Source organism: Microbacterium sp. PRF11 (assembly GCF_031844085.1).
Lineage (GTDB): Bacteria > Actinomycetota > Actinomycetes > Actinomycetales > Microbacteriaceae > Microbacterium.
This window is the reverse complement of sequence record NZ_JAUZUP010000001.1, coordinates 427,349-439,810: the sequence shown is the minus strand read 5'-3', so window position 1 is coordinate 439,810 and position 12,462 is coordinate 427,349. Positions and strand designations below refer to the sequence as shown.

General features: G+C 67.5%; 9 protein-coding genes. 5 read left to right on the top strand and 4 right to left on the bottom strand.

The genetic code is table 11. The features are described from left to right. The first annotated feature begins 31 nt into the window (after window positions 1-31). The 5 genes from rfbA (at window position 32) to Q9R20_RS02095 (ending at window position 7,016) form a co-directional block, all read left to right on the top strand. On the top strand, window positions 32-916 hold the full coding sequence (gene rfbA / locus Q9R20_RS02115; RefSeq protein ID WP_311248390.1) for a glucose-1-phosphate thymidylyltransferase RfbA: 885 nt from the start codon (window positions 32-34) through the stop codon (window positions 914-916). Window positions 917-1,002: 86 nt separating this feature from the next. Next, complete coding sequence (locus tag Q9R20_RS02110; RefSeq protein WP_311247785.1) at window positions 1,003-2,925, top strand: rhamnan synthesis F family protein; 1,923 nt, start codon at window positions 1,003-1,005, stop codon at window positions 2,923-2,925. Beyond that, complete coding sequence (locus Q9R20_RS02105) at window positions 2,922-4,850, top strand: rhamnan synthesis F family protein (RefSeq protein WP_311247784.1); 1,929 nt, start codon at window positions 2,922-2,924, stop codon at window positions 4,848-4,850. Before Q9R20_RS02110 ends, Q9R20_RS02105 begins: the two co-directional genes overlap by 4 nt. Before the next feature lie 22 nt (window positions 4,851-4,872). Continuing rightward, entirely contained in the window at window positions 4,873-5,790 is a 918-nt protein-coding gene (locus Q9R20_RS02100; protein WP_311247783.1) for an ABC transporter permease, read from the top strand. Next, entirely contained in the window at window positions 5,790-7,016 is a 1,227-nt protein-coding gene (locus Q9R20_RS02095) for an ABC transporter ATP-binding protein (protein WP_311247782.1), read from the top strand. Before Q9R20_RS02100 ends, Q9R20_RS02095 begins: the two co-directional genes overlap by 1 nt. Window positions 7,017-7,081: 65 nt before the next feature. Here Q9R20_RS02095 and Q9R20_RS02090 read toward each other — a convergent pair whose 3' ends face one another. From Q9R20_RS02090 to Q9R20_RS02075, 4 genes are all read right to left on the bottom strand, one after another. Beyond that, window positions 7,082-9,274, bottom strand: a complete 2,193-nt coding sequence (locus tag Q9R20_RS02090) for a glycosyltransferase (RefSeq protein ID WP_311247781.1) — start codon at window positions 9,272-9,274, stop codon at window positions 7,082-7,084. A 189-nt stretch (window positions 9,275-9,463) separates the two neighbouring features. Then, on the bottom strand, window positions 9,464-10,405 hold the full coding sequence (locus Q9R20_RS02085; RefSeq protein WP_311247780.1) for a UDP-glucuronic acid decarboxylase family protein: 942 nt from the start codon (window positions 10,403-10,405) through the stop codon (window positions 9,464-9,466). A 48-nt stretch (window positions 10,406-10,453) separates the two neighbouring features. After that, on the bottom strand, window positions 10,454-11,335 hold the full coding sequence (locus tag Q9R20_RS02080) for a glycosyltransferase (protein ID WP_311247779.1): 882 nt from the start codon (window positions 11,333-11,335) through the stop codon (window positions 10,454-10,456). 38 nt (window positions 11,336-11,373) lie between these two features. After that, on the bottom strand, window positions 11,374-12,435 hold the full coding sequence (locus Q9R20_RS02075; RefSeq protein WP_311247778.1) for a glycosyltransferase family 1 protein: 1,062 nt from the start codon (window positions 12,433-12,435) through the stop codon (window positions 11,374-11,376). Window positions 12,436-12,462 lie beyond the last annotated feature (27 nt).

Below are 12,462 nucleotides of genomic sequence, written 5' to 3'. Positions count from 1 at the left end.
TGCGGGTGCCGAGATGGGGAAGACTGAGACCATGCGCGGAATCATTCTCGCGGGCGGCACGGGCTCGCGGCTCCATCCCATCACGCTGGGTATCTCCAAGCAGCTCGTGCCCGTCTACGACAAGCCGATGATCTACTACCCGCTGTCGACGCTGATCCTCGCCGGCATCCGAGACATCCTGATCATCACCACGCCGCAGGACTCCGAGCAGTTCCAGAGGCTGCTGGGCGACGGTTCGAGGTTCGGTATCTCGCTCACCTACCGGGTCCAACCCTCGCCCGACGGCCTCGCACAGGCTTTCATCCTCGGCGAGGAACACATCGGGTCGGAGTCGGTGGCATTGGTGCTCGGCGACAACATTTTCTATGGACAGGGCATGGGCACGCGCCTGCGCCAGTACACCGAGCTCGACGGCGGTGTCGTGTTCGGTTACCGCGTCGCCGATCCGACGGCGTACGGCGTGGTGGAGTTTGACGCCGACGGCCGCGTGGTCTCTTTGGAGGAGAAGCCCGCGGTCCCCAAGAGCGACTACGCCGTGCCCGGCCTCTACTTCTATGACAACGACGTAATCGAGATCGCGCGCAATCTCACCCCCTCGGCCCGTGGCGAGCTCGAGATCACCGACGTGAACCGGACCTACCTGGAACAGGGCCGGCTGCGCGTCGAGCTGCTCCCGCGGGGAACGGCATGGCTCGACACCGGCACGTTCGACTCCCTCAGCGAGGCGACCGAGTTCATCCGTACGGTCGAGAAGCGGCAGGGCCTTTCCATCGGTTGCCCAGAAGAGGTCGCCTGGCGTATGGGCTTCCTCTCCGACGCAGAGCTACGCGAGCGTGCGGAGCCGCTTGTGAAGAGCGGGTACGGTGCATACCTGCTCAAGGCCCTTGCACAGGGAAGCATCGACGGTCCGATCTAGGATCTCGTTTGGTCCGTGTGCGGTTGCAACCCCTGCCGCATCCGACATGCCTGCGGATGCGAAGAGGGGTGAGAAAGGTGCGTGCGTTGGTCTTCCCTCCCGATGGACGTCGACTCGTCATCTATGTCGTCTACGACCGGCGCGGGGGTGTGGACGACTACGTCGTGCATGCGCTCGCCGGTCTGCGTGACCGCGCCTCCCGGATCCTCGTGGTCGTCAACGGCAAGCTGACCGCCTCGGCGCGCCAGCGCCTGGAGCCGGTGTCGGACGAGGTCCTCGTGCGCAAGAACGTCGGGTTCGACATCTGGGCGCACAAGGAGGCCCTAGAGCACGTGGGTGCGGCGCTGGCCGACTTCGACGAGGTCGTGCTGACCAACGACACCTGGTTCGGTCCCGTCCGCCCCTACGGGCCGGTCTTCGACCGCATGGATGCGCTCGATGCGGATTTCTGGGGCATGACCGACCACGCACGGGAGGAGCCGAACCCCTTCACCGGTGAGGGGGTGCTGGCCTACCACCTGCAATCGTTCTGGATCGCCGTGCGCCGCTCGATGTTCACTTCCGAGCGGTGGGCGAGCTATTGGCGGGCCCTTCCAGCGATGCCGTCGTACTTCGATGCCGTTCTGAAGCACGAAACGATCTTCACCGAGACCTTCGTTGAAGCGGGATTCACGTCCGCGGTCGCCTACGCATCTGACGACTACCCCACCGATCATCCAGCGCTGTTCAACCCCACCTTGCTCCTCGACGACGGGTGCCCGCTGGTCAAGCGCCGGCCGTTCTTCCACTGGCCGCCTTTCCTCGATCGCCACGCGGTGATCGGGGCGGCGTTGATGGAGCGGATTGAATCCTACGGCTACCCGCCCGCGCTGATCCTGGACAATCTGGCCCGCACGGTCCCGCCGAAGGTGGTTAACACCAACCTCGCGATGCTCGATGTGCTTCCGCTGAGCACGGTGGCGGCCACCGAGGATCCGTCGTCGCTCCGGGTGCTCGTCGTGCTGCACGCCACCGGCGTAGCGTCCGCCACCTCGCTCATCGAGCGGCTCGCCTGGTTCCCATCGCCGGTCGACGTAATCGTGACGGTCTCGGACGCCGCTCTTGCGCCCGCGCTAGAAGAACTGCTCGCCGCTCAGGGGGAGCACCTGGGAATGTCGACGGTTCGCGTCGTCGCGTCGGCGAACGGCCGCGATATGAGCGCGTTTCTCATCGGATGCCGCGAAGAACTTCTCAGTGACCGCTGGGATGTCTTTGTCAAACTGCACGACCGGGTGCCGTCGCACCGTGGCCGGACAGTGTCCGACTACTTCCGGCGCTACCTGCGCGACAACCTGCTCGGCAGTCCCGCTTACATCGCCAATCTACTGGCCCTGTTCGTGCGCGAACCTGGGCTTGGGGCTGTCTTCCCCCCGGTGATCCAGACCGGTTATGCCACGACGGGTGAGGGGTGGTCGTGGTACCGGGGGATGGGTCAGGACGTGGCAGACCGCCTCGGCATCCGTGTCCCGCTCGACGGCATCACTCCGCTGGCGCCTCTCGGGGGGATGTGGATCGGCCGGCCGCGGGCGTTGCGTCCTTATCTCTCGGAGAAGTGGACGTACCACGACTTCCGCGACCGGTCCAAGGAACTGGTGCCCGACCTGCAGCGCTTGCTGGAGCGCCTCGTGTCCGCGTCCGCCGGCGAGGAGGGGCTGCATTCCAGGACGGTCCTCGACCCCGAGCACGCGAGCCTGACGCACCTGTCGATGGAGTACAAGATCGACCAACTCGCCGTCAATCTGCCGGGCTACCCGATCGACCAGATCCAGTTCCTGCATCGTGCGGGATGGATGGGGACGGCGGGGGCCGTGGCTTTCTTCCGGATGTACATGAAGACCAACCACAACGCCGTCGTCAAGCGGCTTGACCCCGTCATGCACCCCTTCGGGCAGGGGGCGCGCGCTGTCCTTCGCTCCGGACGCGCCGCCGTCGCGGCGGGTCGTGCGTTCGTGAAGGGGAATCGACGATGAGCACCGCCGAGGTCCCTCAGGCCGTCGTCTTCCCTGAAGCCGGTCGCCGCCTGATCATCTACACGATCTACGATCGCCGCGGCGAGATCGACGACTACGTCGTCCACGCCCTCCAGAACCTGCGCCCGCACGGCCACCGCATTCTCGCCGTGATTAACGGTCGAATGAGCCCGGAGGGTCGCGAGCGCCTCGCACCCGTCGCCGATGAGGTGCTCGAGCGGGAGAACACCGGATTCGACATCGGCGCGCAGCGCGACGCCCTCCGCCACCTCGGCGAGCGGGTGTCGGAGTTCGACGAGATCGTCCTAACGAACGACACCTGGTTCGGTCCGGTGCGCCCCTTCGCCCCGATCTTCGAGCGGATGGATGCCCGCCCCGTGCACTTCTGGGCGATGACCGATCACACCGCGGAGGATCACAACCCCATCACGGGCAAGGGCACGCTGCCGTACCACTTCCAGTCGTTCTGGATCGCGGTGCGTCGGGAGATGTTCCTCAGCGAGGCGTGGCGTCGCTACTGGCGCGATCTGCCGGCCATCTCGAGCTATCGCGACGCGGTTGTCGAACACGAGCTGGTCTTCTACCGCGCCTTCCACAACAGCGGCTTCACGGGCGAGGCAGCTTTTGCGTCCAACGATTACGGCGTCGTGAACGCCACACTCTTCGCTCCACTCGGGCTCATCGAAGACGGGTGTCCAGTGCTTAAGCGCCGGCCGTTCTTCCATTGGCCGCCGTTCCTCGACCGCTACGCGGTCATCGGTCGTTGGTTGCTCGACGCGGCGGCGGAGGGCGGGTACCCGATCGAGATCGCCCTGTCGAACCTCGCCCGCAACGTCGAGCCCAAGGTGCTCAACGCGTCCGCGGGTCTCATGGATGTCATCAGCGCAGACCACGTTCCCTACGACCCGGCGCGGCCGCTGCGAGTCGTCGTGATTGCGCACATCTTCTACGACGAGATGACCGAGGAGATGATCGAGCGCGCCGACACCTTGCCGGTGCCGTACGACCTCGTCGTGACCACGCCGGACGCCGATCGAGCGCGGCGCATCGCCGACCGGCTTGAGAGGCTGCCCGGCTCGCGCGGCGACATCTCCGTGCGCGTCGTCGACTCGAACGACGGGCGTGATCAGAGCGCATTCCTGATCGGATGCCGAGACGTGCTGCTCTCCGACCGGTACGACCTCGTCGTCAAGCTACACAGCAAGAAGACGCCGCAGGACGGCTTCAACGTGGGGACCCATTTCCGCGAGCAGCAGTTCCTGAACCTCCTGCACGACGGCGAACACACGTCCCGGGTGCTCGCGTTGTTCCAGAGGGAGCCCGGGCTCGGGCTCGCCTTCCCGCCGATGATCCACATCGGCTACCCCACCCTCGGGCGCGCGTGGTGGGCCAACAAGCCGGGCTTCGCCGTGCTGGCGGAGGAGCTCGGCATCCGTGTTCCGCTCGACGACGTTTCACCGCTCGCGCCGTACGGGTCCATGTTCTTCGCCCGCCCGGAGGCGCTCCGACTGCTCGTGAAGCATCCCTGGACCTATTCCGCCTTCGGCGGCGCCGAGGCGTACCAGGACGGTGGACTGGCGCATATCCTGGAACGCATGCCGTCATACGCGGCGGGCGAGCTGGGGTACCACTCTCGCACGATCGTCGCACCCGACTACGCAGCGATCAGCCACACGGCGCTGGACTACAAGCTGGACGAGATGGCCGGGACCACCCCCGGCTTCGCATTCCAGAAGATCGACCGGCTCCGCGCTCTCGGCTACGTCGGCAGCGGGACGGGCAAGGACTTCCTGCGCATGTACATGCGTTTGAACCACATGGGCACGGTGCATCGCCTGCGACGGGTGATGGATCCGGCGAAGAACCCGGGCCGGTGGATCCATCGTGTCGCCGATGGACTGACGAGACGACGGAAGAACCGATGACAGGACAGCGAGCACTGCACCGATGAGCACGGAGACCGAGGCGAGATTCGCTCGCATCAGCGAGGAGCCCTACGCGATCGTCGATTCGCGCGGCCGCCGCGCCACCGGACGACTCGGCAAGATCGGCGAGATCCTCGGGCGTCGGGACTTGTTGAATCTCCTCGTGCGCCGCGACCTCCAGGCGCGCTACCGCGACAGCTTCCTTGGCTTCCTCTGGACGGTCATCCGTCCGCTGATCCAGTTCCTGATGTATTTCATCGTGCTGGGACAGTTCCTGCGGGCGGCCGAGGGCATCGACAACTTCGCCGTCTACCTCTTCTCGGGCCTCACGCTGTACGCGTTCTTCAACGACATGGTCTTCGGCGCGACGGGTTCGATCCTGCAGAACGGTGGCCTGGTCAAGAAGATTTACCTCCCGCGAGAGATCTTCCCGCTGGCGAGCATCGGCGGCGCCGGTTTCATGTTCCTCGTGCAGCTGGGCGTGCTCGTCGTCGCGGCACTGATCTTCCGCGCCCTCCCGGAACCGGCCGAAATGCTATGGTTCTTCCCCTCGGTGATCCTGATCATCGTCTACGGTCTGGCCATCGGGCTACTGCTGTCGGCCCTGAACGTCTATCTGCGCGACATCCAGTACTTGACCGAGGTCGTGCTGATGCTCGCGATGTGGGGTGCTCCGATCGTCTACTCGTGGCGCATGGTGCAAGACGTGATCACGCGTTTCCAGCTGCCGGAGTGGGTACTCGACGTCTACGCGTCCAACCCGCTGACCATCGCGGTCCTCGGCTTCCACCGCGCCTTCTGGGGTGCGGGCACCGCCGAGGACTATCCCGCCAATCTCGGTCTGCGCATGCTCGTCGCCGGTGTGGTCGGTCTCGTCCTGCTCGTGATCTCGCACCGCGTCTTCACCCGCATGCAGGGCAATTTCGCTCAGGAGCTGTAATGACGAACATCGCCACCGCCGCACCGGACATCGTGCGCCTCACATCAGTCTCGAAGCACTTCCAGGTGCGCAAGGACAACAGCCTCAAGGATCGCGTCGTGCACCTCGGGCGGCTGGGCAAGTCGTTCCGGAAGGACTTCGTCGCCGTCGACGACGTCTCCCTCACCATCCAGGCAGGAACGACGGTCGGGCTGCTCGGTGCGAACGGGTCAGGCAAGAGCACCCTGCTCAAGCTGATCGGCGGCATCCTGTCCCCGTCCACGGGACTTGTCGAAACGCGCGGTCGGATGGCGGCGCTACTCGAACTCGGTGCGGGGTTCCACCCCGACCTGAGCGGCCGGGAGAACGTGTACCTCAACGCCTCCATCCTCGGCATGAGCCGCGAGGAGATCGACCGGGAGTTCGACAACATCGTCGACTTCAGCGGGATCGGAGACTTCATCGACACCGCGGTGAAGTTCTACTCCTCGGGGATGTACGTGCGTCTGGCCTTCGCGGTCGCGATCCACACCGATCCCGACGTCCTGCTCGTCGATGAGGTGCTGGCCGTGGGCGACGAGACGTTCCAGCGCAAGTGCATGGACCGCATCACCGAGTTCCGCGCGCAGGGCCGCACGATCATCCTCGTCACGCACTCCGCCCAGCAGGTGGCCGAGCTGTGCGACCGGGGGATCGTGCTCAAGGACGGCTCCGTGGTCTTCGACGGAGAGACCCGCGAGGCCATCGGGGCACTGCGTGACGTGCTGGAGGGCCGCCGCGTCGGCGAAGCGCCGCCGGAGCAGACCGTCCACCCCATCCAGGTCAAGCAGGTCGAACTGCTGTCCGATGACGGCGAGCGCACGAAGACGATCAATGAGGGCGATCCCCTCACCATCCGCGTGCACGTCGACTCGATGAAGCCGATCGAACGCTGGGAGCTCGGGTTCAGCATCGACACCCCCCTCGGGCACATGGTGCTGGCGTCGAACACCGAGATGCTCGAGCACCGCCTCGACCCCATCTCCGGGCCCGTGTCCGTGGATCTGCGCGTCGCGGCGATGAACCTTGGCGCCGGTCAGTACTACGTCAACGCCAACGCGGCCGGCGTCAGCGAGCCGAGCAGCCACGGGCTCGCCCAGGGCGCTCTCTTCACCGTCCGCGCCCGAGAAGAGGGCACAGTCGGCACGGTCGCGGCCAGCGTCTCGATCATGGGTGCGTCGAACGATGGAGTCCGCAGCGCCGGATAGACGCTCCGCAACCCGTGCGGGAGCGAATCAGCCGGGGCGCTCGCTCGGATCGGGCCCGGTGGCACTCAGTCCAAGGCGGCGTTTAGGAGTGTGCGGGCCCGTGCGTCGAAAGAGTGCTCTTTGCGGACGCGATCGGAGATAGCCTTCAGCTCGGCGCGGGACGGGAACAAGCCGGATGGGTCGTCGGACAGCATCGCGATGAGCTCAGGCACCGAATCCCACATGACGACAGCGGGTCCGAACAGATCGGCGATGCCGTCGACGCGGTCGCTGATGGCGCGGCCACCTGAGGCAATCACGTCGAAGAGGCGGTTACCGACGAAACCGCGCTCCTGCATCGCCGGCCAGTGATCGTTCAGGACGATCGCAGCACTCTCGTAGAGTGCGGGCAGCTCGTCATTGCTCACCCCGGTAGCCACAATCCGCTCGGCCGGAATCCATCCGCGCCAATCGGGGCCGATGACCGTGACCGGGATGCCCGCGCGGATCGGTTCGACGACGGAGGGGCGCAGGATTCCGCGCGCGGTGCCGACAAAGAGGATGTCGTCGCCCCGCGGCCGTCCGCCGGGATGGAACCGCGTGGCATCCGTGCACTGCGGCAGAGGGGTGATTGTCACGCCCAGCTCTGCCGAGGCATGCCGCGACCAGGGCGCGGACGCTGCGAAGACTCGATCGAAACCGACAACATCATCGGCGGCGATCTCGTCGGGGTGGCTGATGATCCACAGCAGCGACCGGCCGAACGGGGATGCCTTGATCGGTTCGGGGCCACGCAGAGCGACCGTGACGTCGTCGAGTTGTCGCGTCGGACGAGAGCGCGCCGCATAGGAGTCGATGACCACCTCCTGTCCGAGGCGTCGCAGGGCGGCCGCTAGCGCGCGCGCGAAATGGGTATCGCCCCATCCTTCAGCGCGCGGCCCGACCGGTGTCGCGGTGCGGAGGGCCCACCGCAGTCGGGGCACGGTGGTGCCGTCGGGGAGTTCGACCGTCTGCGGTGGGCGGCGGATGCCCGGCGCCTGTGATGTGCGCTCCCAGCCCGCGCGCCGCAGCAGGGCGGTCGCGTCGACGTCGAGCGGCGGCAGGTCGGGGAGGGGGACACGCGACCGCGTGCGCGACTCGAGGTCGAGTGCGATGATCCGCCGGCGCCCCAGACGAGCGGCGGGGTCGTCTCCTTGTAAAGCGGCGTCCACGTCAGCGCGGTGTGCCGCGAACGTCGTGCCTGCGAGGGCGGGGACCTCCAACGCTGTCTCGGTGCCGAAGGCAGCGAGGTCCTCCAGGGGATGACCGGCGAGCAGGCGGCCCTCGGACGTCGCGCCGACCGCGGCGATGGTGCCGTCGCCGTCGCACCAGACGGGGCCGATGACGACACCCGTACCGGCCTCCTCCACGCGGCGGGCCAGCGCCGCCGCCGTGTCAGCCGTCAGCGTCTCGTTCGGCCCGCGTACGACCACGACGTCGGCTTGCGAGGAGGTCAGGAGCTCGTCGAGGGCGACGCTGGCGTCGTCATGTCGACGCCGACTCACGCGGACCCTCGGTTGTGACGCGGCGAAGATGCTCGCCAGGACCCAATCCTCGCTGCGATCGTCCATCACCGCGATCGCGACGCCGTGATCCTCGTGCTCAGCGAAGCGCACCGCCTCGGCGAGGGATTCGTCGAAGTCCCATTCCTCAGGTCCAAGCGCGATCAGCAGCTCCCGCCGCAGCGGCACGGCACCGGAGAGCGGGGCTACCTCACCGCCTACTCGTGCGCGGTGCGCCGCGTCGATGATGACGCGAGAGAGGTCGTGCCAGGGGACCGACGCCGGCGCCGCGGAGGGACCGAAAGGGAGGGAGTGGTCGTGGCGGCGGTGCCATGCATGAGCGAGGGGACCTCCGTTTGCGCTCAACGCCTCGGGGTGTCGCTCACCGTAGGCTACGGCGTCCCAAAGCGGACTCACCTGCAGCCCCCGTGGATCAGCAACCAGGTAGGCGTAAAGCGCCGGAACACGCCACGCCTCGGGGAGGTGATCGCCGACGGACGTGTCGACGAAGAGAGGGGACAGCCGAAAACCGTCTCGAGACCCGCCATCGACGTATCGCCGGATCGCCGCCCGCGCACTCATCGGAACGCCGGTCTGGGCGCGGACGTAGTCGAGGTCGACGATGTCGGCTCGCTCGATGGTGCGCGCCCACCAGAGCCGATCAACCCGGGCGACGAGGGGACGCAGGAGCGGCAGATCCCGCGCGTGACGCACGCGCGATCGCAAAGCGGACAGCATAATTCGACTATAGGCAGTGGTCTTGACTGCTCTCCGCCGCGTAGGCCCGGAGTGGAGAATCACACGGGCGCTCCCGTTATCGCCGGACCGCGTCCTCGGACCTTGAGCGGGACGGAAAAGACGGATCTACTCGCGCCGGACTGGATCACCCTCGACGCGCGCTGACCCGCTTCGCCCCCGGACCGCGCCTCAGCCCGCGAGTACCCCGCGGAAGTACTCCACCGTCCGCTCGAGACCGGCGCGCAGCGCGATCGTCGGCTCCCAGCCGAGTTCGCGACGGGCGAGGTCGATGTTGGGCTGGCGCTGCTTGGGGTCGTCCTGGGGGAGCGGGCGGTGCTCGATCTGCGACGAGCTGCCCGTGATCTCGAGGACGGCGTTCGCGAGCTCCAGCATGGTGAACTCGCCGGGATTGCCGACGTTGATGGGGCCCGTCACCTCGTGCCCGGTGTTCATGAGGCGCACCATACCGTCGACCAGATCGTCGACGAAGCAGAACGAGCGGGTCTGCGAGCCGTCGCCGTAGATGGTGATGGGCTCGCCGCGCAGCGCCTGCACGATGAAGTTCGACACGACGCGCCCGTCGTTGGGGTGCATGCGCGGGCCGTACGTGTTGAAGATGCGGATGACCTTGATCGACAGGTCGTGCTGGCGCCGATAGTCGAAGAACAGCGTCTCGGCGGCGCGCTTGCCCTCGTCGTAGCAGGAGCGGGTGCCGATGGGGTTGACGTTGCCCCAGTAGTCCTCGGTCTGCGGGTGGACGGCGGGGTCGCCGTAGACCTCGGAGGTGGAGGCCTGCAGGATCGGCACGCGCAGTCGCTTCGCCAGGCCGAGCATGTTGATGGCGCCCATCACGCTGGTCTTGGTGGTCTGCACCGGGTCGTGCTGGTAGTGCACCGGGGAGGCGGGGCACGCGAGGTTGTAGATCTGATCGACCTCGACGTAGAGCGGGAACGTCACGTCGTGGCGCATCAACTCGAAGTGCGGGTTGCCGAAGAGGTGCTCGACGTTACGACGCGACCCCGTGAAGAAGTTGTCGACGCAGATGACCTCGTTGCCCTCGGCGAGGAGGCGCTCCGACAGGTGGGACCCGATGAAGCCGGCGCCGCCGGTGATCAGAACTCTCTTTGACACTTCCTCACCCTATCAGCGGGCCCTTGCGGGGCCCGGGGTGCCGCCGCGTCAGCGGGTGGTCGACACCATGCGGGACTGTCCGAACGTGCGGCCCAGTGCGCCTTCCAGTCGGCCGAGGAACATCGGCCACCCGTCGAGGAGCGTGATGGGCTTCGGGTTGCGCACACCGTAGAGCAGGCCCGCCACGGTGAACGCGGCGCGCCACCAGAGCGGGTAGCCGTGGGTCGCGAACGCGCGCCCGGTGCCTCGCCCGTAGGCGCGCAGCTTGCGACGCCGCTCGGCGTCGCTCAGTCCGAAGCCGGTCGAGATCCCATCCACGTGCACGGCGGCGGGAAGCCAGCGGAAGTCGCGGACGAGTCCCGGCTCGAGCGCCATAGCCCGCAGGAGCAGGTCGGTGCCCTCCGCGACCTGCCACGGCGTCGCCGAGCCCGGGCCCATGTTCTCGTCGAAGCCGCCGACGGCGTCGAAGAGCGAGCGCCGCATCAAGATGCCCATCTCGATGACCGACCAGACGTTGTACTTGTCCAGCGGTGTCCCGGGTTCGGGGAGGGTGGTCTTCGGGCCCCGCTCGTCCCACGACGTGAAACCGCCCGCCCGGAACGACGGGTCGTCGACGGCGGCGTGCAGCGCTTCGACGGTGCCCGCGGGGTAGGTGGTGTTGTCGTTGGGGAACGTGACGACGGCCTCGCCCGCGGGAAGCGCCGCGACACCGGTGTTGCGCCCCAGCGAAGCGCCACGGCCCGAGGAGGTGGCGGTGACCGCGACCCCCCTCTCGGCGAACTCGACGGCGAGGGCGGAGACCTCGTCCTGCGCCCCCTGCGCGACCAGCACCACGTGGTCACCGGGCTGCAGCTGGCCCTCCAGGGACGTCAGGAGGGCGCGGAGGGGGTCGAGGCGCCCCAGGGTCGTCACGACGAAGCCGATGTTCACGCTTTCGATTCTGCCCGGGATGCCCGCGGTGCGCGGAATCAGCGCGCCTGCGCGGCGATGATCTCGTTCCAGGCGGAGGTCGTGGCATCCCAGGTGAACCGCTCCGCGTTCTCGCGGCTGGCGCGCGCAAGGTCGGCGCGAAGAGCGGAGGATGCCGCGACCTCGGCCATGAGCGTGGCAAGCGCGTCGGGCCGGGTCGGTGGGAAGTAGCGGGCGGAGTCCCCGAGGATCTCGCGGTTGATCGGGATGTCGGAGGCGAGGACCGGCGCTCCGAGGCGCTGCGCTTCGAGCGGGGGGAGCCCGAAGCCCTCGTGCAGGGAAGGCCACACGAAGGCGTCGGCCCGGGCGAACGCCTCCGCGAGCTCTTCGTCGCTCACCGGTCCGCTCCACACGAGGCGCTGCGGATCGATATCCTTCTGCGCCGCGTAGGGCTCGAGCTCGGGGTCGAGCTTGCCCACGAACTCGACCTCGACGGCCGTGTCCGAGGGCAGCAGCGCGAGGGCGTCGAGGACGGCCCGCGTGTTCTTCGCCGCCCCGTGACGGCCGAAGGCGACCAGACGGGTGGGGGAGCCGGCATCCGGAGCCTTCTGCGGCGGAACGGGCAGGCTGTCGGCGCCCTCGTAGACGACCTCGATCCGCGAGACGTCCACACCGAAGCGCTCGGCGATCTCGTGCTGCGAGGCGTGGCTCACCGTGACGAGACTCTGTCCGCGCCGCAGCATTCCGTAGCGCACGGCGAGCTGCCACTGGAGGCGGAAAGGGAGGGTGAAGTCCTGCGGCCGGATGGCCGGGGCGATGTCGTGCAGCACCGTGATCTGTCGCCGATAGAGCATCGGGGCGATGTTCGCGAAGTTCAGCAGCAGGGGTGAGCCGTTGCGGCGGAGCCATCGCGGCAGCTCGAGCTGCTCCCACGCGGGTCCGGCGAGCCGGCCCACGGTCTCGGTGCGCACACCGGCGACGCTCGAGGTGTCGGCCGCTGCGGGGACCAGGAGGACGACGTCATCGCGTGCCGCCGCCAGGTGGTGGGTGAGTTCGGTGGCGAAACGGCGCACGCCGCCGAACGAGTCGATGAGGAAACGGCCGTTGATGGCGACGGTCATCGCGCGGTCCTTTCGGGGGAGGCGGCG

What these genes read in the sequence shown, in the direction of transcription:
- Q9R20_RS02090 (WP_311247781.1), bottom strand. Translation starts at nt 9,274, where the DNA reads ATGCTGTCCGCTTTGCGATCGCGCGTGCGTCACGCGCGGGATCTGCCG.
- Q9R20_RS02075 (WP_311247778.1), bottom strand. Translation starts at nt 12,435, where the DNA reads ATGACCGTCGCCATCAACGGCCGTTTCCTCATCGACTCGTTCGGCGGC.
- rfbA (WP_311248390.1), top strand. Translation starts at nt 32, where the DNA reads ATGCGCGGAATCATTCTCGCGGGCGGCACGGGCTCGCGGCTCCATCCC.
- Q9R20_RS02095 (WP_311247782.1), top strand. Translation starts at nt 5,790, where the DNA reads ATGACGAACATCGCCACCGCCGCACCGGACATCGTGCGCCTCACATCA.
- Q9R20_RS02105 (WP_311247784.1), top strand. Translation starts at nt 2,922, where the DNA reads ATGAGCACCGCCGAGGTCCCTCAGGCCGTCGTCTTCCCTGAAGCCGGT.
- Q9R20_RS02100 (WP_311247783.1), top strand. Translation starts at nt 4,873, where the DNA reads ATGAGCACGGAGACCGAGGCGAGATTCGCTCGCATCAGCGAGGAGCCC.